Below are 22,109 nucleotides of genomic sequence, written 5' to 3'. Positions count from 1 at the left end.
AGCGGCATTTTTGTTCACGAACCGGCAAGGTTCACTATTGTTTCAATCCGCTTCGCGCGCGTCTCAGGCCGTTTGGCAAGTACAAGCTGCGCCAGGTAAAACTTTCTTACGGATTTGCTCAGGCTTAAAAAATGTTTTTTGGAACCGGGCCGTAACTTAAATGCTTTCTCCAGGTCCTTCGGTATTAATAATTCTTCCACATCGTCTAGTATAGTCCAGGAGCCATTTCGTTTTGCCCGCTCTATACAATCCAAGCCCGCTTTTGTCATTAGCCCCTTTTCAATCAACTGCTTCACCTTTTCTTTATTGATCTTCGACCAGGTGCTGCCTGGTTTTCGCCGGCTGAACAGCTGTTTGAATTTCTCATTTTCGAGCGGTCTTCTCGTACTGTCAATCCAGCCAAAACACAAAGCCTCATCTACCGCTTCACTCCAACTGATCGTGGGCATGTTACTTTCTTTTTTATACATGATCAGGTTGACCGACTGCTTTTTTGCGTGGTTAGCTTTTAACCACCGGCGCCATTCCTGCCGGCTGGCAGGGTAAAAAGTTTCTATTTCTTTAACGGGCATGGGAAAGTTTGTACTACAAACTTAAGACAGGGGAGTGACAGCCCTATGTCAGGATATAAACGTTTGTCGGGTTTTCTGTTGTTGCGAACCTTAGGCCGGGTGGTATTTGTGTTTCCCCGGCTGCCCTTTTTCATTTTTTGAAAGAATTGTGTGTATCTATCTGCGCATTTAATGTCCATCCGTTCCCGCCTCGTTATTGCTGGTGACTTTACATGCCGGGCGGTGTAATTATTGCAACAACTGTAAATAAAGATGTAATGATGAATACAATATTATCTACAAAGGGAGGGTTTTTTCGGTGTGCTGCAGCATTGTTCGTTGTTTGTGTTTTAGTTGGATCCTGCGCCCGGAAGATCCGTTTTGATACGTCCAGTGTGGTGCCGGCAGCCCAGGGAACTGTAAAGATGAAGAAGGATAACAATGGTAACCATTCTATCAAGATTGATATCAAACACCTGGCTGACCCTGCCCGCCTGCAGCCGCCAAAGTCGGTGTATGTTGTATGGATTGAGACAGCTGGGAAAGGAACTCAAAACCTGGGACAGCTAAAAACATCCAGTGGTATGTTTTCAAACACGCTCAAAGCATCTATGGAAGCGGTTTCGCCATTCAAACCTACCCGCATTTTCATAACAGCGGAAGACAGGGCCAATATCGAGTATCCCGGCTCTTATGTTGTATTGAACACACATTCGCTCTGAATGTATGGTATATGTTAATCCACAACTTTTTAAATAATTAAAATATCAGGTATGAGACCCAGATACACGCAATACAGATCAGGTTGGACGCTACCGTTATTGACTTGTTTTCTTCTGGCGGCATGCTCAAACAGTCAAAGCGATGAGCAGATACAAAAGAATTTGTCCGAAAAAATGTCTGAAACGGAAAGCAGTAAAAAGTATCCGAAAATTAATCCGGTTGTCAAAGATGGCGTAGTGACCCTGAACGGCGAATGCCAGGGTGAGAACTGCGCCGACAGTGCGGCTGCCCTTGTTCGCAACATTGCAGGGGTAAAGGATGTTGTAAATAATGTCAGGGAAGTAGCTGATGAAACGGATTACACTTTGCGAAGCTCCGTTCAGGAAACCATAAGTAAGTACGCCGGTGTGCAGGCCGATGTAGCTGCCGGTGTGATAGTATTAAGAGGGCAAATTGAACGGGCGCAACTACAACCCCTGATGAACGAGTTAAGCGCCTTAAACGCGAAAAAAATTGATAATCAGTTGGTAGTTAAATAATCGTTTAATTTTCTGTCTCATGGTATCGGTTTTTGGGTGTGTTTTTAAATTAAAAACTTCTTGCGTCTTTCCCGTATATGTCGAAATATGAACATTTTCAAGGGGATTTTTACCGTAGCGGCAACAGCTCAACGATATGCTGAATTTTTTGCACCTGTAGCCAAAATTCCCCTATTTTTTTTATTTGGGTTTGTATGAACTGCGTGGGAGGAAGCATTTACAGATTACCTTATGACCGCTGCAAAACACTTGCGCCAAAGGCGGGCATGGTTTATTTAGCCAAAAAACAAGGTAGTCCTGCGAGGCCACAGGTTTGCATGTCGTTAAAATTACACAATATTCAAAGCTGTACGTTAAACGCGAATGCACCGCCCGGTACATGTGACGGATCGCCATGAATAGTAATGGCAGATGCGTAATGAGAAATTTGACGGGTAAAAACCTGTCAATACCGATAACCGAAGTATATGATAAAAGAGCCACCAGACAACCTACTGCAATTTAAACAAAAAGCATGGACAGTCGTTGTCATTGGGGCTTTTGTAGTTGTGCTGTTATGGATCATAAAAGTCACCTTCAATGTGTTGTTGCTGATCCTGGCCGGAGCCTTGATTGCTCTTTATTTCCATGGATTGAGCGGGTTGATCCATAGGAAGTTGCATATTGCAAAAAAGTGGAGTTTGCTACTTGCGGTTGTAATATCGTTTCTTTTGCTGACGCTATTTTTTGCTTTTGCGGGTAATAAGGTCGGGCAGCAAATTGATGAACTGACCAAAACTTTGCCCGCAACCATTGATAACGTAAAGCAATATCTCAATAATAGCTCAATTGGCAGGCAAATAATACAAAGAGTTTCCTCCGAAGACAATATGCAAAAGATGTCGTTATTAATCAAGTCATTTTTCAGGAGCACATTTGGTGTTTTAGGTGACATGTATGTGGTTTTATTTCTGGGATTATTTTTTACGGCATCTCCAACCCCATACCTGTCAGGCTTTTTAAAGTTGATGCCTTCAAGTGCAAAACCCGGCGCTGAACACATTCTCAATTTGGTTGGTTTTCGCCTTACCAAGTGGTTGAAAGGGAAATTGCTGGCTATGCTTGTTGTAGCCATCCTAACGCTTGTTGGATTACTGATAATTGGGATGCCCATGGCCTTTGCACTTGCTTTAATAGCGGGCCTTCTAAATTTCATACCGAATTTTGGTCCTTTAATTGCCCTGATCCCGGCCGTACTTGTGGGCTTTACGCAAGGCCCCGTGACTGCTGCGTTGGTAGCAGGACTGTACATTCTGGTGCAGGTGCTCGAAAGCAATTTCATTACCCCGCAGATTCAAAAACGATTGATCAGTATTCCGCCCGCACTCATTATAATTGCGCAGCTAATGATGGGCGTTCTTACCGGAGGATGGGGGCTGATTGTGGCAACTCCTTTAATACTTATTCTAATGACAGTGATAGGGGAATTATACGTTAAAAAACAGGACAAATGACCCAATTTAATTTCGACAGTAGGGAAAGCATTCTCCGCATCTAAGCTGCAGCCCGCAAAGTTAATAGTGCAACCGGAGACGGGCGCCTTTTTTTACACTTCTGCCCGGCTTTGATTTCAAATCATTAATTTATTTTCCCCCGCCTCCAGCGCATACACTTTTCCTTTCCAGATAAATTTGCCCGATGTGCGGGCCGGCAATTGAATGCGCATCGTCCATTTACCATTTTCCAACTGGTAACTTACAACGATCTTTCCATTGGGATGCGGCATTTCACCGGCCAGCTTCGTGAGTTTTCCAGGGTGCGGTTCTATCCTGATTGTACCAAAACCCGGCGCATCGCTGTCTATACCCAATACCGTTCTGAAGAACTCGATGTTCGGACTACTGCCCCAGGCATGGCAATCACTTCGGGTATAGTCAATATTACTGTCCTCCGTCCAGGTGGTTAAACCGGCCGCTATGTTCTTATACCAGATATCTAACCAGTTCATATACCCGTTGCCCAAACCTGCCTTCACCAGCGCCTGGTGCTGGTAATATTTAAAGTAGATGGTGCATTGTGTCAACGTTGTGTCGGCCAGCGTGCGTTTGGCCAACGTGCTCATGCCATCTTTATTTATCACGCCGGTAAGAATGGCCAGTGAATTGGCATGCTGCGAAAAACTGTTCTGTTCCCTGGTATCGGCATACATTCCACGCCGCACATTCCAGTATTTACGCTGGATGGTTTGTTTTAGCTGCGCTGCTTTTTTCAGATAAGAGTTGCTGTAGTATTCCAGTCCCATTTTGCTTTCCAAAGCAGCGGCCCATTGGTAAGCCCACAACAGCTGCAGGTCGAGAATAGCTGAACTGCCATCTGTTCCTTTGGGTGGTGAACCTACTGACCAGTTGGGTCCATTGGCCCAGTCGACAAAGGTCCAGTACGGCGTATTTTTTAATGAGCCATCGGCTTCCTGGTATTTGCCGAAGAAATCAAGAATGGCTCTTGCGCCCGGTAGCTTGTCGGCGATGAACGCGCTGTCGCCGCGGTACCACCAGTAGTCGTGCAACATGCCAATATACCATAACGAAAAGGTAGAAATGATCTGCGTGCCTTTCGATGGGTAACGGCTAAGCGTAACGCCGTCTGGCAACCGCGAATGGTCAATGAGTTCAATAGCGTTACGGGGCAACCGGTTATCACTGCTGTTGTAATAGGTGATCATCGCCTGTACCCGCGTATCGCCAATGTATTGCAGCTGCTCGTAATAGGGGCAGTCCATATACGTCTCCCACGCATTTAAGCGGGCCGTGCGCCAGCCAATGTCAAGGATCTTGTCGATGCCCGTATCACCGGTAACAAAACGGGCCGGCTCCTGAAAAGGATATCCCGTAAAGGTGCCATAGAGATCATCGATGGTAAGCGGTTCGTTTTGCGTTTGCACCAGCAACTGAATATACCGGAAGGTGCGGAAGTTCAGGTTGGTATAAACCTGGTCATTGGTGCCGTCGGATACCAGGCTGTCTTTTCGCCCCGAAAAGAGCTTTCCTTCAATCTCATTCCTGTTGCCCTTCCGGGCGCCGTATTGGTTGAATTCAACCACCATCGATTCTGCATAACGCAAAGAGATACCTGCATTTTTCCCTTTGCTGAAACGCATCGTTACATAGGCATTCGTCAAAAACGTTTGATCGAGTAGTAAAGTGGCCGTTGTATTTGCAGGTATGGTCACCACGGTTTTTACTGCCGGGAAGCCTGCAGGAATTGGTATGCCGGTGACCTTCCGTACAACCGGGATCCGCTGGTACGTCATTTCCCGGGGCGGCAAAGGTGAAGGCACCAGCATCCACCCAAACCCATCCGATAAACCTTTGGGCTGGCCATCGATCAGTTTATTCGCAAGCGGCCATGCACTGTCATCAAAGCCGGCGGCTGTCCAGTGATTGACCGTTTTGTTTCTGTCAACCAGTTCACCAACGCTTGCTGCAAAAAATCCGCCTATAGGCTGGTAAGCGAGGTCGCGTTTGCATTTCCAGCTGTTGTTGGTGTTGAGTTTTTCTTCTGCGCCAGCGTTGCCCTGTATAATAAACGCCGTACGGAAACTCATCTGGGCTTCGGGCCGGTGACTGGCTTCATTCCATACAATGGCTGCTACTATATTTTTTCCTGCCAATAAAAAGGGCGCCAGGTCAACCGTTTCATAATTCCAGTTATACAGGTCGCCTCTTGTTGGACCAAGCGAAACCAGGCTATCGTTTACATATAATTTATACCTGTTGTCGGCCGAAACATGAACGATGAAACTGGCCGGCCTGGCTGCCAGCTCAAGCTGTTTTCGAAAATAATATACGCCGTATTCCCGTCCGTCATCACCCGGCGCAGCAATCCAGCTGGCATTCCAGCTGGCGGGCAGGGGTGTGGCCTTACCGGTTGGGTTAAAAAAAAGGGTTACGAATGTGATGATGGAGAACAGGCGGTTCATTTATTTAATTTAATGTTCGGGATCTATGTTTGTTATTGGTAGTTCATTGAAGCAATACTTTGGTAACCTGGTGGTATTCTTCGTTACTTACCTGCAGCACATATGTGCCTTGCGGTAATCCTTTGGGTACATTGATATTTATAGTGGAAGAATGGCTGATAGCCATCCTGTTTGTATAAACTACCTGGCCCCTTGTATTACGCAAAATCACATTTGCCTGCCGCCCCCTGAACCCTTCCAGCGCTGCAGTGATTCGGGAACGCACCGGGTTGGGATAAACCAGTAACCTGCAGCGATTGGCGTGGAACCGGTTATACGATCCGGTTACAGCAATGCCTGAATCGATCAGTTGCAAGGGCACTCTGATGCCGCGCGGGCGATAGTAATCGGGGTTGAACCCGTTGTTGATGCAATGGGGCAGGCAGTTACTATAGGTATTGATATCGTACGTGATAAGGATCTCGTTATTTGAATTGATATACTCAGGGTGAAGGGCCGGCGCATAAAAGAAAGGCGTATGCCCTAATTCGTTATCCGGTATGGTATATAATACTTTTTTATTGGTGAACGGCCCCGTAATGCTGTTGCTCGTTGCCACATAAATACGGGTGCCGGCATCGCAGTTCACACTGAATTCGGTGCTAAGCGCCACATATTTATTACGTACTTTGGCTACATAAACGCCATTGCTGGCGCCTGTGGTAATGGGCGCAATATGTGAAACGGCAGTATCCCAGACCGCGCCGTTCCAGAATTGCCAGGGGGCACGGGGATTGTTTTTGGGAAAACGCGCCACTACAATATTGCTGGTAATAAACGCACCCTGTATGCCCCAGGTATAAATATAATTCCCCGGTTCGGTGGTATGAAAACCTACTCCAAACGTGATATCGTTGAAATCTGGCAGGGCGTCGAAGCCGGTTACATTTAAACCGGGCATTACCATTTTACCAATGAAGTCGTTACCGCCCCTGGTAAAACCAAGTCCTTCGTTTGAGTTTTTGATATTGCTGTTGTACACATACACCGTATCGCCCCATTGATAACCTCCGGTTGGCCACAACAGGTAGTTGTCATCGGTATTGTTCTTGAACAGGCTCGGTATGCCCGGCGCGCTGCCAATGCGGGTGCTGGTAGCTGTCCAGTTCCAGTTTCCCAGCGGTTGAACAAGCGCCGCATTGCGTACCTGGAAAAGACAGGGAATGGTACCGGCCACCGTATCGAGGTGATCGATATAACTATCGTTCATGGCCCAAAGCACACGTCCGTCTGAGAGCGGAATGGTGAGTGCGCCATCACTGGCGATCCAGCCGCTTTTTCTGTCGAAGAAAGCGGTTACCTGCGGATCTTTATAAATACCCGCATTACCGGGAATGGTGGTGTTGGCGCGGTACATCATTACAGGTACCGGCGAAACATACTCCAATGCATCCTGGGTACCGGTAAATGTCAGCCGAAACTGATACGTACTGTCTCTCGATAGGGAATTAGTGGGTTTAATGCACCATTCATATTCTTTTCGGGTGCCTGCATTGATGGTATCGGTAAATTGCCAGGTACTTACCAGCACCTTTCCGCCCGTAAAAGTGCCTGCGCCGTCATCGCGGATCTGTAAAGTGGTAGGCTGTTTGTCCGTTACAAACGGGCTGGAACCTGCTATTACAAAATCCCTGCCGGCACTGGTGTTGCTAATAGTGGTCCAGCCGCCACTGCCCCGCTGGTATTGCAGGTTCACCACGCCGGTCTCGGTATTGCCCAGACTGTTATATACCTCCAAACGAAGGCGTATCGGCTCTCCCGCAACAAAAGGCAGGGTAGAGGGGAAGTCCTGCGGACTAAGCCAGGTAGCATTTTTTTCTGAGGCGTTGTCTTTACGCCAGCGCCAGTGCGCCTGGCTAAAGCTGGCAGTAACCTGGCTGCTGATGGCAAACAGCAACACACATAAGGCAAGTAATCGTTTTGATCTCATGTTAATTTGGTTTTCTGGTTTATGACTATGGTAAAGAGTAAACTGAGTATACAAATACAGGCTGGCAGCAGCGGGTAACGCACGGCAACGGGTTGAACGGTATTGGGGCGAATCCTAACAAGCGTTTCTTCGCTGATGCGGCCCGATGCGCTTACCAGACCGCTTCGTCCATTATTGCTATTGATGGCAAGGTCTTTCCGGGTTTCCACTGCCCGCAACCGTGCATTATAAAAATGACTGTTCACCAGCCAGGTATCTCTGAACCAGCCGTCGTTGCTTAAGTTCAACAGGAATTGCGCGCCCTGCCGAACTGTGGCAGCTGCCGCAGCCGGCAGGGCCGATTCATTACAAATAAGGACACCCGCTTTTCCATAAGGCGTTGCAAGCGGCAGGTTGTTTTTGCCGGGTTGTACCGAATAACCGTTGGCCGAAAAGAAAGGCAGCAGCCAGCCCTGCCAGGGTTGTTCTATAAACAGCAATGGGGTTGTTTTATCATAACGGCCGGCGGCCCGGCCACCGGGTAGTAAACAATAAGCAGAATTACAAACAACATCACCGGTAATAGCGGTATTCATCCCCAGTATATGCGAAATGTTGGCCGGCGCTGAGTTGTGCATCAGTTCTTTTATAAGATCGTCATCGGGCGAATACGTCCAGGGGATGGCCGATTCAGACCACAGGATCATATTGGGTTGTTGGGCTATGCACTGCCGTTCCTGTTGCAGCAGTTGTTGCACCAGCGCATTGCCATTGGTTTGGTTCCACTGTATTTCGGGCGGAATGTTTTGTTGCAGAATGGCCAGTTTAAATGGCTGCTGCGGGTGGTTGTTTTCTGAGCGCTCAAATAAATACAACAGCAGCCAGCCCCAGCATAAATAGCCAATGAACAGGGCGCCGGGAAGCCATAATTGTTTGTAGCTGCGACCGGCTATTGCCTTTGCAATAAGCGCGTTCACCCATACTATCACAAAGCTGAGGCCTGCAACGCCTGTTACAGCTGCCGGCTGAATGGCATACAGGTTGGCCGACACCGCATTGCCGGCATGCAAAAGAAACCACGGCAACCCGCCGGCCGCCCATTGCAAGGCCATTTCTGCCAGCGTCCATCCGGCTGCAATAAATAAAGGATGTGGTATCCTGAACGACAGCCATAACACCACCGCACAACCGCCGGCAAACAACACTGCACATAAAAGGAAAAGCGCTATGCCATAACCCGATGCTAACCCGGTAAAAGCATGAATGCCCGCGATCATCCAGGCAAAAGCAAGGCAGGCAATTGTTCCGCCCAAGAACAAACCGGCACGAAAAGGCGTAAGCGAAGAACGATTGAACAAAGGGATCAATACCGGAACCAACGCCAGCCAGGCCAGGAAAAACACCGTGTACTGCATGGCTATAAACAGGCACAGGCCCGAAGCAATGGCTCCCCATATTGGTGTGTAACGGTTCATAAGCAGGCAATCAGCGGTGAAGTATACGCTAAAAGTAAGTGCTTAACCTGGAATTGAATACTTTTTTATCAACGGGAATTTGAGCTATGGTAAAATAGTACTACTGTTTTTCCGTTGGAAAAGCAGGAGCACGGTAAGGCCGGTTAACATCCAGCCTACTGCGATAATCTGTGCCTGGCTTAGATTCCAGGGGCCGATAGCATAGCGGGGATTGACGCGGATAAATTCTATCGCAAATCGTTCAACACCGTTGAGGATGGCAAAATATGCAAAAAGATTTCCTGGTATTTTTATTGAACGGCGCAGTTTCCACAGCAGTAAAAACAGGCCGAAACATATAATGGCCTCATATAATGGGGTCGGGTAAACAGGTTCAGGCAGTATGGTGCAGTTACTGCCGGTGCAGCCGGGAATATAAATACCCTGATGCGCACTGTTATGCGCATAACGCGAAGTCCATAACCAGGCAGGTAACCACACGGGCTTCGTTTGTTCATTTACAATACCCCAGTCGCCGTCACCGGCCACATGACAACCTATCCGGCCAACCGCATAGGCCAGCATCATACCGGGGCTGCCGATATCCGCAGCAATGGCGGCTCGAATGCCATACCGTTTGTTGATGTATAAATAAGTGAGCGCCCCCGCTATAAGCCCGCCATAATAATTAAGTCCGTTGAAGGCAACGATCGATCTATGTGCAGCCGCATCTTCGAGTTTGGCAAAAAGAACTGCCCCGGCAAAACCAAACAACCCGCAATACAACAACAGCCGATCCATCAACTGGTAGGGATGCACTACTTCGGTCACTGTTTTGGGCGATGACCGCCGTTTGGCTATCAGCCACACCGCCAGGCCACACACCAGGCCTGCAATAAGGTTGCCCCGGAGAGAGAAGATAAAATCCTGCGGGGTGCCAATATACTGGTAGCGATGCTGCCACCAGTAAACGAGTTTGGCGCCGGCAATAAAACCCGCCAGCCCCCACAAAAGCGGATGCACGATACGGGTTGGCGCCGCAAAAGGTTTGATAATACCTTCAGCTTCCTTTCGCCGGTACTCGAGCCTGAAAGTAACGTAAGCAGCCACAAAACCCAGTAAAAGGAAAAGTCCGAAAGGTGTAATCATTTGTACTATTATAACATTGCTTGTTTTTGCTCAGGCAGAAAAGTATATAAAAAATGGTTTTTCTTTCTACATTTATTCAGGCTACAACGATATGCCTTTTATAAAAAGCCAATATCAAAAGCGCCTGATCACATTCATTTTTAAATGCTAATTGCTTGTATATGAGATTGCAATCATCATTCTGCCACTACCGGGGCATCAATCGGAATCACTTTTCGCAACACTTTCTTACCCCTCTCTGCGGGTATTGCCACCCGGATCATTTTTTAAGTCGGTTGATCAATTCAACACCTGCAATCAGGTCTTTTTCTACCTCAATTCAAAAAAACTTTCTGCAAAACCGGGCTAAAAACCTGTACAATTTTACCATACTCCAGGCTTAAACATGCTAAATAATGAAACGTCCATGGCAAAATTTTCATTAACACACACAGGGGAATGAAAATTTTGCCATGGTAAGTTCCATCTGGCCAACATTCAATAAATATTTTCAGATGAAAAAACTAGCTATTGCTGCACTGCTGTTTTCCGGGTTGGCGGCTATTCTTTCTTCCTGTAAGAAAACGAGTTTTCTCGATCAGACGGTAACCACCAGTCTCGATGAGAACACCACTTTCTCCGACAGCTCGAACGCCATGCAGTTCCTTAATAATATTTATGTAAATATCGGGTTCGCTACCGACCCGCGCCGGTTTGCGGGCAACGGCTATGCGGCCGGGCTGGAAGCAGCCAGTGATGAAGCCGAAGGCCCCAATGCCGCAAGCACCAACGGTTTTATACAGTTTGCCACCGGGTCGGTGAACCCCACCATTGTTCCCAACGATGCGTGGCGCATCTGTTATTCCAATATCCGCGCGGTAAACCAGTTCCTGAAACATATACCCGTCATCCCTTTTAACAGCGCCCTGAAAACCCAGGTTACCGCTGAGGCCCGTTTTCTCCGTGCCTGGTATTATACCATGCTGTTGCAACACTATGGCGGTGTACCGCTGATAGGCGATACTATTTATACATCGGCCGATAACATCAATGTAAAACGCAACACCTTTCGCGAATGTGTAGACTATGTATTGGCTGAGCTCGATGCGGCCGGCGCAGTGCTGCCGGTTACGTGGAGTGGTTCGCAGTATGGCCGGGTAAGCAGAGGCGCCTGTATGGCGGTAAAGTGCCGGTTGTTATTGTTTGCCGCAAGCCCCTTATTTAATAATGGCGGCCTTGCCGGCGGCAATGCTGATTTGGCGCCCGTTGTTGCCTATCCCGATGCCGATCTCAACCGCTGGAAACTGGCAGCCGATGCCGCCAGGGCGGTAATTGCGCTCAATGCCTACCAGTTGTATGTTGACTCTACTTCAAAGCCCGGTGAGCTGGGTTTTGGTTTCCAGGCATTGTTCACCAAACGCTATAACACCGAGTATATCCTGAACCGCATGATGGGCGACAACAAATACCTCGAGTCGTTGTGGGATGTGCCTTCGCGTGGCGGCTCGGGCGGTTCTTTCCCTTACCAGGAAATGGTTGATGCTTTTCCCATGAGCAATGGGTTGAACATTACCGACCCGGGTTCGGGGTACGACCCCAATAATCCATACCTCAACCGCGATCCCCGGCTGGGATATTCTATCATTCACGACTCCACGCTGCGGGTAACTTTTGGCAGCAACCAGCCTTCTCCGGTACAACTTTACATCAACACCTCGGTTACCCCGGCTGTGGCCAGCAGCGGCGATGCGGTGTATAAAGGCACGCCCACCGGGTTGTACATCTATAAAATGGTTGATCCCAACGTAATCAATAACAGTGTTGGTAATACCCTCAGGGTGCTGCCGCTTATCAGGTACGCAGAAGTGGTGTTGAATTTCGCTGAAGCTACCAACGAGTTTGCGGGGCCTACGGCAGAAGTATACCAATCGATAGAAGCCATCAGGCAACGCGCGGGCTTACGCCCCTTTCAATTACCGGTTGGGTTGAACCGTGAGCAGATGCGCGCCATAATTCAGCATGAAAGAAGGCTGGAACTGGCCTTTGAAGGCTTCCGGTTTTGGGATGTGCGCCGCTGGATGATCGCCGAACAAACCGATAACGCCACCATGCATGGGATGGAAGTGAATCGCGGACCGGGGGTTGTATATAAACCATTTCCGGTAAGAAAACACAATTTTACCAAAGCCATGTATCTGTGGCCCCTGCCTTTATCTGAAATAGCCAAATCACCCGAACTGTTACAGAATCCTTTATACTAACAGCGATAGTCATATGAAATACATACTTTTTTTCCTTGCACTGTGTTCCACCGGCTTTTATGCCTGTAAACCCGAAATGCTTATTGCGCCGTCTGAGCCCCGTAAAGATATTTCAGGGAACTGGCAGATCATTAAAGCCACGCGTAACGGTACCGACCTCACTACGCGGTTCGATTTTTCGCCGTTCAGGATCCGCTTTACCGATAGCACCTATACTATCGACAACCCGGTGCCCTTTATCGTGAGCCGTAATGGGAAATGGGCCTTTGATGATCCTGCGTACCCGTTTACCCTCAGCTTTCAGGCTGCAGACAGCGGCGCGAAAACATCGCCATTGCTGTTTCCCGTTACCGGCGGACAGCGTAACCTCATCATCACTTTCAGTTCGGGCTGTAGTTTGAACACCTATCAATACACCCTTCAAAAAGCGAATTAAATGCAACACCAACCTGTACAACATAAACCATCGGGCAAACGAAAAATTTCAGCCGGTGTCATCTGGAAGGTCATCGGCGCCCTGCTGTTGCTCATCATTGCGAGTTGTTCCATCACCATCGATAGCGTGGTGCAGCCTTCCGGTGTGAACGGCGGCGATATTTTACCGGTAACCCTTAACGTAACCATCGAAACCAACGACAACCAGACCTCCAACTTTATGGTGGCCGTGCTGGTGCCAAAGGTGTGGAAGGCAGCGCAAAATGCCACCATCACTTTTACCAGCGACATTACCTCGGGCGATCAAAGCATGTCGGTAATACCGGCCGGAACGCCGGCGCCGCAGGGCGGGGGGCTCGACTGGCCAACACTGCTCGCAACCAAAATAGGCAATGGCGGCAACCTGCTGCCCGATTACGAATGGGTGGCGTTCTATTCCAACGCCAGCTATTCGGTGGTGGCCAATGCTACCATCCACGCCACCGTGAGTATAAAGATCAAAACAACTACCGATAACCTCCTGTTCAAACCGGGGTATTGTGTTGCCAACAGTACCGATGGCCTAAGCAGCTCTGACCGGTATGCCGCGTCGTTCACCGGTTGTTTGCAGGTAAACGGACAGGGCGATCTGATCGATTTCTGTAATCCGCAGATATCAACTGTTGACCCGCGCACTTCGCTCGACAATGACATTGTAACGCTCACATTCGACGGCGGTGTACAGTCAACCGGGCTCGACAATGCCTCAGAGGTATACCTGTGTATTGCGGGCATTACTACAACCGGCGACAGCCTTACGGTTTGTACACAAACCGATGCAACGAAGATGACTTCGCTGGGTTTGAGTAAATGGCAAAAAGATATCTGGCCGCGGAAACTGTTCAACCTGGCCGATAACCAGCATCTTACCCGGCTGCGTTATTTTTTCACCGATGCCACTGGTGGCACCAGGGTAGGGTATGCCGGCGGATCAACGCCATTTATGTATACGTTCAAATGCCAATAACAACTAACTGCTTAATCTATAATTATGGTCTTCTCCATATATAAACACATTGTAAAACCAGGCGGCGTGCTAATGGTAGTGCTATGTTTCATGGCACTGCCGAACACCTGCCTGGCACAAACTTCCATCAGGGGAACCGTGGTCGATGATTACGGTTATCCCGTGCAGGGAGCTCTCGTGCATCTCAAAGGCGAAAAAAACGGTTTGCTCACCAACAAAGAAGGCGTTTTTGAATTACCGGCCACACCCGGCGCCGTACTGGTAATTGAATATCCCGGTTATAACACTACCGAGGTAAAAGCGAAAAACAGCCAGCCGCTGTTCGTACGCCTGGCGCACCGGCATCTGCGGCAAACGCCTGCCCCGCACAGCAACACAACAACTACAGGTGATACCATTTATATACAGGATAAAGCGGTGCCCGCATTAAATGTATTGTATGGTACAACCAGCGCCAGTTCATTTCTGGGCTCCATTGCAACGGCAGGGGCCGGTGAGCTGCACACAACACCCGCATCATCCTATACCTATGCATTGCCCGGCCGGCTGGCAGGATTGAATGTGATCCAGACCAGTGGTTTTTATAAACCGTTAACGGGAAGTTTGACTTCGCGCGACATCTTTGTAGGTAATATCCCTAATAATAACAGCGGGGCCGGACCAACCGACAACACCGAATTCAATCTTCAGCTCAGGGGGCACAATGCGAGTTTAGGCCAGCACCCCATTGTGGTTATCGACGGCGTACAACGCGAGTTTTATTCGCTCGACCCCGAAAGCATTGGTTCGGTAAGCGTATTGAAAGATGCGTTGTCGACCATTATGCTGGGGCAGAACAGCGCCCGCGGCGCCCTGATAGTTACTACCCGGCAGCCGGTAGTGGGCGCCCCACGCGTTTCCTTTACCGCAGAAACGGGCGTGCAAACACCTTTGCAACTGCCCAAACCATTGCCGGCTTACCAGTACGCTTACCTGCTGAACGAGGCGTTGCTGAACGACGGGAAAACGCCTGCCTATACCGCGGCGGACTTTACGGCTTATCGTAATCAAAACGATCCCGCAGGGCATCCCGATGTAAACTGGTATAATACCATTCTGCGCGATCATTCAAGCCTTAACCGCTACAACCTGCACGTTACCGGCGGTGGTAACACCGCCCGCTATGTTGTGGGCCTGAACTATATGAACCAGAACGGTATGTTCGTAAGCGATGATGCCAACCCATACAACACCAATGCGCAACTGAAACGCTATATGATCAATTCCAGGATCGAAATAGACGTTAACAGGAATTTCAATGTAGGCTTACAACTCTTCGGGCGTTTACAGGATGGCACCCAGCCCGGGGCAACTACGGCAGCCATATTGCAGGGGCTGTTGACCACCCCCAACAATGCGTACCCCGTTTACAATGCAAACAAGTCTTTTGGCGGAACTTCCAATTATACACAGAACCTGCTGGCGCAAACCATTGCTTCCGGTTATATGACCGATCACCAGCGCGATGTGATGGTTAACCTCGATCTCGGTTACAAACTCGATAACTGGGTAAAAGGCTGGTGGGTAAAAGCAAAAGGCAATGTATCGGTACAAACAGCCAGCAACCAGGACCGCAGCAAACAGGCGCCGGTATTTTCGCAATCCATTTCGGCTTCAGGCGATACGGCGTATCACCGGTATGGCAGTACCATTAACCAGGTAAATAATTTCACCGGTACATCCTGGGCCAGGTACCGTTTTGTGCAACTGTCAACAGGTTATAACCGGCAGTTCGGCGATCACAACGTGGGCGGTATGCTGTTGTTCGATCAAAAGAATGTATTGCTGAACTACGATATCCCTTCTTCGCTTACCAATTTTGCAGCGAAGGCTACTTATAGTTATGCAGAAAAATATTTTGCGGAAGGCGCTGTGAACTACAGCGGCTACGACCGGTTTGCCCCCGGTAACCGGTATGGGCTTTTTTATGCCGGCGGCCTTGGCTGGAACATGGCAAAAGAAAACTGGATGCAATCGCTTTCAGGTTGGCTGAACCAGTTGAAATGGCGGGTTACCTATGGCCGTACGGGGAATGCCAATATAGATATTTACGGGTATTACATGTGGCGCCAGTACTTTACCCAGGTGGCCGGTACTTATCCTATTGGCAACAATTATCCCAATGGAGCCGGTTTGGCTGAACAGGGTGTGCCGGGCAGCCAGGTGCTTGCCAACGTAAGCGCTACCTGGGAAAAGGCCGATAAACTGAATGCCGGGGTTGATATGGCATTCCTTAACAACCGCCTGTTGCTGACGGCAGATTATTATCACGAACGCTATTCCGATGTGATGCAAACGAGAGGCCGCAGCATTGCGCTGATCGGTTCATCTTACCCGGTAGAAAACATCGGCATCAATTTATATGAAGGCGGCGAGTTAACGCTTACGTGGCAGGACCGGATCGGCGCCCTCAATTATTTTTTCACCGGTAATGGTGCTGTACAGCAGTCTAAAGTGATCTTCATGGATGAGCAGCTTCAACCCAATTCATGGAATGTACGTACCGGCCACCCCGTTGGGCAGCGGTATGGCCTGGTTGCCGACGGGCTTTTTCAAACGGGAGCTGAAGCCGCCAGCGCACCTACTATTGCAGGTTATACGCCGCATGCAGGTGACATTCGCTATAAAGACCTTACCGGCGACGGCGTTATCGATCAGTTCGATATAGCGCCCATGGGCAAAGAACGGCCCATGATCTATTATGGGTTTACGGCGGGCTTCCATTTCAAAGGCATCGAGGCCAGCATCCTGCTGCAGGGTGTTGCCAACCGCGAACAATATGTAGGGAACAATTATACCGATGCTGGTTTTCAGGCACAGAACAACGGTTATTCACAGGCGTATGAACCGGCGCTGGGCCGCTGGATCCCCGAGAATGGTGCAACAGCTACCTATCCGCGGCTGACGGCCGGTGGCAGCGGGTACAATTATTCCCCGCTGTTTCAGTCGAGCTCGTATTTTCTTCGCAATGGCAATTATCTCCGGGTAAAAAATGTGGCTATAGGATATAATCTTCCCTATACCTGGTTAAGGAAAATAAAACTGCGGGGGATAAAGATCTTTGCCAATGCGCAAAACCTGTTTACGCATGCGGCTTATGATGGCGTCGATCCTGAAGTGCCGTTCCCGAATTATCCCATGCAAAAAGTCATCAATACCGGTATCACTGTAAAACTGTAACCAACATGAAGCAACTTCTTTATAAAATGATCGTATGGTGTTTTGTTGGCTGCCTGTTTGGTGCCTGCCGCAAAGCCTATGAATCTGTTCCGCTGGGACAACAGATAACGCTCGACCTGGCTTTTGATCCCCGCGACTCGCTGGGCAAACAAGCCATGACCTACCTGCTCACTACCTACCAGCAAACTTTTTATAACGGCCATAACAGAATTGGCGGTAATTACCTCGATGCTGCATCTGATGATGCAGTTGCTTCGGCTTCCGGCATTCCCGCGGTGCAGGCAATGGCAACGGGCGCCTATTCGGCTACAATGAACAATGCCGATGATATGTGGGCGCGTAATTATACCGCCATTCGCAATGCCACCGTTTTTATCGTATACATCAACCGCGTGCCAATGATCGAAAAGTTGCCCAATGGGCAGCCGGCGCGCGCAGCCTACCGCAGCGAAGCCCGCTTTTTAAGGGCCTGGTTATATTTTCAGCTGGTAAAGCGCTATGGCGGTGTTCCGCTGCTGGGTGATGCCATTCGCCAGATAACAGATGAGGTACAACTGCCACGCAACAGTTTTAGCGAATGTGTGAATTATATAGTGAGCGAATGCGATAATATAAAAGACAGCCTGCGTACAGCCGCCATGGTTACCCCCAATACCTATGGTCGCATTACACAGGGCGCCGCCATGGCCCTCAAAGCCGAAGTGTTGTTGTATGCTGCCAGTCCCTTGTTCAACGGCGGCAATATTGACCCCGCCAATACATTGACCGGATATACCAGTTATGATCCCAATCGCTGGAAGCTGGCAGCCGATGCGGCCAAAGCCATCATCGATAAAGACGATTATAAACTCATGCCCAACTTCAACGAGGTGTTTACCACGCAGGCGGCGCCCGTTGGTTCCAATACAGAGATCATCTGCTGGATGCAAACCGGTACGCCGGCCAATGGGGTAGAATCGGCGAATGCGCCGGTTGGCTATACCTCTGCCGGCGGAAATGGCAATACCAGCCCTACCCAAAACCTGGTAGATGCTTTTGCTTCCGATTCAGGTTATGCCATCACCGACCCCGCAGCGCATTATAATCCCAACGATCCCTATGCGCACCGCGACCCCAGGTTATCGCTGACGGTTTTTCACAATGGTTCTTTGTGGTTGAACCGGGCAGTGCAAACCTATGCCCGCGGGCTCGACAGGCCCGGTGGTACCGTACAGCAAACAAAAACATCCTACTACATGCGCAAATTCATGGGGGCATTTGAAAGCGTGAGCAACAACCCGCCTTCTTATTCGGGTACGTACCACGACTGGGTGTATTACCGCTATGCGGGTGTGCTGCTGAATTATGCCGAAGCGCTCAATGAATTTTCCGGTCCATCAGCCGATGTGTACAATGTTTTGTATGCATTGCGAAAAAGAGCCGGCATTTTAACCGATGCCAGCAATACGTATGGCGTGCCGCAGGGGATGAGCCAGCAGGACATGCGCAATTTCATTCGCAATGAACGCCGGGTTGAGATGGCGTTTGAAGAACAGCGTTACTGGGATCTCCGGCGCTGGAAAATAGCGGCGGAGGTATATAACAACGCGCCGTTGCGCGGGCTCGATCTGCAGTTGTCGAGCAGCGGGCAACTTTTTTATAATCCCATCCAGGTGCTCAAAACGGTTTTCCGCGATCCGCAAATGTACCTGTATCCCGTTCCTTACAGCGAAGTGATAAAGAACAACCAAATGAAACAAAATCCCCTTTGGTAATAATTCTCCAATACTAACAATCTAATTTTTTTATATGAACAAGCTTATCGTTCTTTTTTCAATAGCTGTTCTCTTACTGCCCGGGCTGGTCTTTGCACAGGAAAGAGTGATAACGGGTACGGTGAAAGACGCCAATGGTCCATTGGCGGGGGCAACGGTTACCGAAAAACAGCAGTCGCGAAATGCAGTGGCGGCCGATAACCGCGGCCACTTCAGGATTGTATTACGCGGTACTTCCGGTGTATTGGTGATCTCTTACCTGAATTACCAGCAACAGGAAGTGAACGTGAAAAAAGATGACCATGTAGAAGTGATCATGCAGCCAGCGGTACAGGGCATGGAAGAACTGGTAGTAGTGGGTTTTGGTAAAAAGAAACGGATCACCAATACGGGTTCTGTAAGTTCCATCAATGCCGATGAGATCCGCGACGTACCAACCTCCAGTGTACAGAATGCACTGGCAGGTAAGCTGCCGGGCTTCTTTACACAGCAGCGTTCGGGCCAGCCGGGTAAAGATGCTTCCGATTATTTTATCCGGGGGGTGAGCTCATTGAACCCCGATGGTAACCAGCCGCTGATAGTTGTAGACGATATTCAATATACCTACGCGCAGCTGGCGCAGATAAACGTAAATGAAATAGAAAGCATTTCCATTTTAAAAGACGCCAGCACTACGGCTATCTATGGCATCAAAGGCGCCAATGGGGTATTGGTGGTAACTACCCGCAGGGGCATAGCGGGCAAACCAAAATTCAATGTACGGCTGGAAGGCGGTGCGCAGGCGCCGGTAAGAACACCGAAGTTCCTCGACTCTTATCATACGGCGTTACTGGTGAACGAGGCTTATACCAATGACGGCCTTACCCCTGTCTTCAGTCAGGCCGATCTGGATGCGTTTAAAACCGGCAGCGATCCGTACGGTCATCCCAATGTAAACTGGTATGATGCCATCAACCGGCCTTATTCTTTACAGGCGAATTCAAACCTCGATATCTCCGGCGGTACCAGCCATATAAAGTATTTTATCTCCGGCGGCGCATTCACCCAAAACGGCAGCATCCGCGATTTCTCCACCAATTCAGAAGGGGTGAACAGCAATTATTTTTACCGGCGGTATAATGCGCGTTCCAATCTGGATATTCAGGCAACCAGGAACCTCAGTATTCGTCTCGACGCTACCGTTCGTTTTGGCGATATCAACCAGCCATACGCCATGAATGTGATCAGCAATATTTACGATTTCTCCAAAATACATCCCTATTCCGCCCCGTTGATAAACCCCGACGGTAGCTGGGCTTATGCATACGATACGCAAAACCAGTTACCCACCATCAACGCGCAGCTGGCAACGCAGGGGTATAAACGCGACCGGCGTACAGACTATAATGTATTATTGGGTTTTACTGAAAAGCTCGATGACATCACCCGCGGTTTATCGCTTATTGGCCGTATAGCCTACGCCAATGTGCAGCAAAACAATTTGACATTGTTCCGCGGTTTTCCGCCAACCTACCGGTACGATCCGCGCGATGAAAGCTATCATCTGAATACCGGCGTAAGCACCGGTGGTTATACCTATGCTACTTACCGCACACTGGGTAATACAGATTTAGACAACCAGCGCACCAATGTGCAGGTTTACCTGAACTATGATCGCGTGTTTGATGCCGATCACCATTTTTCCGGTTTGTTTTTGTGGAACCAGGAAAGCTACCGCATAGATATGGATCAAACAGGTATTTTTCCTGTAGTGGGACAGGTGCCGCATAAATACCGCGGGTATTCATTAAAGATAGGGTACGACTACAAACAAAAATACCTGATCGATTTCAATGGCGCATTCAATGGGTCAGACCGTTTTCAGGCCAGCAAAAGAAACGGCTTTTTTCCCGCGGTGGGTATTGGCTGGAACATGGCAAAAGAAGAATTCTTCGGCAAACTGTTCCCGGCTGTAGGCCTGTTTAAGTTGCGTGCCACTTATGGTATAGTGGGTTCAGATGTGGCGCCGGGAAACCAATATCTCTATAACCAGGTATACTACCAGGGTGGGGGATACAGCTTCGGGCAAACCAACCAGGGCGCAGGAACTATTTATGAAGGCGCACTTGGCAACAATAACGTTACCTGGGAAAAGGCAAAGAAATTCGATGTGGGGCTGGATGTGAATTTGTTCAATGATAAACTAACATTGTCGGCCGATTATTTTCATGAGCGCCGGTACGATCAGCTGGTGGCGCCCGGCAATACACCGTTTATTCTCGGTATAGGCGTTTCGCCAACCAATGTGGGTATCACCTTGAACAGGGGATGGGAAGAAACATTTAATTTCCACGACAAGATCGGGAATGTACATTATAGTGTGGGGCTGGTTTGGTCGTATGCAAAAAATAAGATCCTGTATATGGCGGAAGCATCGCCGCGGTATCCCTGGCTGGCGGCAACCGGTCATTCCATCAACCAGCCATTCGGGTACCAGTTCATGGGTTTCTACAGCGAAGAAGATGTAAACGATCCTAAAGTGGCCAAACCCGTTGGTGCGGTAGCTATTCAACCCGGTGACCTGAAATATAAAGATCAGAATGGCGACGGCGTTATCGATCAGAACGACATTACCACCATTGGCAGGCCCAATTTACCTAATACCACAGTAGGTTTACCGATAAAGATCGGTTACAAGGGTTTTGATGCAAGCGTGCTTTTCCAGGGTGCGTTCGGGTATAGCCTCGGTTTAACGGGTACGGCCATAGAGCCGTTCAAAGGGCAGTTTCAACCGCTGCATGAAAAACGGTGGACGCCGGCAACGGCAGGCGCTGCGGAGTTTCCGCGGCTTACCAGCAATCCCACTACCATCAATAGCCCCGGTGCATACAATTCCGATTTCTGGGTGATCGATGCACACTATGTTCGGCTGAAAACCGTGGAGTTGAGTTATATTTTACCACGCCGCTGGCTGCCGTTAAAAATGAATAACGGCCGCATATACCTGAGCGCGTACAATCTCGTTACGTGGAGTAACGTCAGCAAAAAATACCAGGCCGACCCTGAGGTGGCCAGCAATACAGCGGGCGATGCCTACCTGTCGCAGCGCGTGATCAATATCGGTTTACAGGTAGGGTTATAAAAAAGAAAGGCT

General features: G+C 49.1%; 14 protein-coding genes and 1 pseudogene. 10 read left to right on the top strand and 5 right to left on the bottom strand.

From position 1 onward, the window contains the following. Positions 1–14: 14 nt before the first annotated feature. Positions 15–572 carry a YdeI/OmpD-associated family protein gene (locus A4R26_RS21430; RefSeq protein ID WP_081168264.1) on the bottom strand — a complete coding sequence of 186 codons (558 nt, stop codon included), beginning with the start codon at positions 570–572 and terminating at the stop codon, positions 15–17. A 257-nt stretch (positions 573–829) separates the two neighbouring features. Here A4R26_RS21430 and A4R26_RS21425 point away from each other — a divergent pair, with 257 nt between their 5' ends. The 3 genes from A4R26_RS21425 to A4R26_RS21415 all read left to right on the top strand — a co-directional run bounded on the left by A4R26_RS21425 (position 830) and on the right by A4R26_RS21415 (position 3,306). Beyond that, on the top strand, positions 830–1,273 hold the full coding sequence (locus A4R26_RS21425) for a hypothetical protein (RefSeq protein ID WP_207625797.1): 444 nt from the start codon (positions 830–832) through the stop codon (positions 1,271–1,273). Positions 1,274–1,324: 51 nt separating this feature from the next. Beyond that, positions 1,325–1,813: a BON domain-containing protein gene (locus A4R26_RS21420; protein ID WP_081168260.1), complete on the top strand. Its 489-nt coding sequence runs from the start codon at positions 1,325–1,327 to the stop codon at positions 1,811–1,813. Positions 1,814–2,280: 467 nt separating this feature from the next. Further along, the gene (locus tag A4R26_RS21415) at positions 2,281–3,306 is read left to right on the top strand and encodes an AI-2E family transporter (protein ID WP_081168257.1); all 1,026 of its coding nucleotides are present in this window, start codon (positions 2,281–2,283) and stop codon (positions 3,304–3,306) included. 116 nt (positions 3,307–3,422) lie between these two features. On the opposite strand, the gene A4R26_RS21410 is transcribed toward A4R26_RS21415, so the two are convergent. From A4R26_RS21410 to A4R26_RS21395, 4 genes are all read right to left on the bottom strand, one after another. Next, a complete protein-coding gene (locus tag A4R26_RS21410) occupies positions 3,423–5,771 on the bottom strand; it encodes an alpha-L-rhamnosidase-related protein (RefSeq protein WP_081168253.1) in 2,349 nt (782 codons plus the stop codon). A gap of 43 nt (positions 5,772–5,814) precedes the next feature. Continuing rightward, entirely contained in the window at positions 5,815–7,740 is a 1,926-nt protein-coding gene (locus A4R26_RS21405; RefSeq protein WP_081168249.1) for a DUF5005 domain-containing protein, read from the bottom strand. After that, positions 7,737–9,194 carry an apolipoprotein N-acyltransferase gene (gene lnt, locus A4R26_RS21400; protein WP_081168246.1) on the bottom strand — a complete coding sequence of 486 codons (1,458 nt, stop codon included), beginning with the start codon at positions 9,192–9,194 and terminating at the stop codon, positions 7,737–7,739. The genes A4R26_RS21405 and lnt overlap by 4 nt, the downstream gene beginning before the upstream one ends. Before the next feature lie 84 nt (positions 9,195–9,278). After that, positions 9,279–10,322, bottom strand: a complete 1,044-nt coding sequence (locus tag A4R26_RS21395; protein ID WP_081168242.1) for a prolipoprotein diacylglyceryl transferase — start codon at positions 10,320–10,322, stop codon at positions 9,279–9,281. Positions 10,323–10,816: 494 nt separating this feature from the next. Here A4R26_RS21395 and A4R26_RS21390 point away from each other — a divergent pair, with 494 nt between their 5' ends. The 7 genes and pseudogenes from A4R26_RS21390 to A4R26_RS21365 all read left to right on the top strand — a co-directional run bounded on the left by A4R26_RS21390 (position 10,817) and on the right by A4R26_RS21365 (position 22,097). Beyond that, positions 10,817–12,562 (top strand): RagB/SusD family nutrient uptake outer membrane protein, encoded by a 1,746-nt coding sequence (locus A4R26_RS21390; RefSeq protein ID WP_081168331.1) that lies wholly within the window; start codon positions 10,817–10,819, stop codon positions 12,560–12,562. A 13-nt stretch (positions 12,563–12,575) separates the two neighbouring features. Continuing rightward, positions 12,576–12,998, top strand: coding sequence for a DUF5004 domain-containing protein (locus A4R26_RS21385; RefSeq protein WP_081168239.1), 423 nt, complete (start codon positions 12,576–12,578; stop codon positions 12,996–12,998). After that, entirely contained in the window at positions 12,999–14,003 is a 1,005-nt protein-coding gene (locus tag A4R26_RS21380) for a DUF4961 domain-containing protein (RefSeq protein WP_081168236.1), read from the top strand. Between the two features lie 24 nt (positions 14,004–14,027). Further along, a pseudogene (locus tag A4R26_RS36250) lies at positions 14,028–14,309 on the top strand (carboxypeptidase-like regulatory domain-containing protein); the annotation flags it as partial. A 111-nt stretch (positions 14,310–14,420) separates the two neighbouring features. Continuing rightward, positions 14,421–17,222, top strand: coding sequence for a SusC/RagA family TonB-linked outer membrane protein (locus A4R26_RS21375; RefSeq protein ID WP_439330560.1), 2,802 nt, complete (start codon positions 14,421–14,423; stop codon positions 17,220–17,222). 5 nt (positions 17,223–17,227) lie between these two features. Then, on the top strand, positions 17,228–18,976 hold the full coding sequence (locus A4R26_RS21370) for a RagB/SusD family nutrient uptake outer membrane protein (RefSeq protein ID WP_081168231.1): 1,749 nt from the start codon (positions 17,228–17,230) through the stop codon (positions 18,974–18,976). A 34-nt stretch (positions 18,977–19,010) separates the two neighbouring features. After that, entirely contained in the window at positions 19,011–22,097 is a 3,087-nt protein-coding gene (locus tag A4R26_RS21365; RefSeq protein WP_081168228.1) for a SusC/RagA family TonB-linked outer membrane protein, read from the top strand. The last annotated feature ends 12 nt before the right edge of the window (positions 22,098–22,109 follow it).

It is taken from the genome of Niastella populi, from assembly GCF_002078015.1.
In the GTDB taxonomy this organism is placed as follows: Bacteria; Bacteroidota; Bacteroidia; order Chitinophagales; family Chitinophagaceae; genus Niastella; species Niastella populi.
This window is presented reverse-complemented; position numbering and strand designations above follow the sequence as displayed.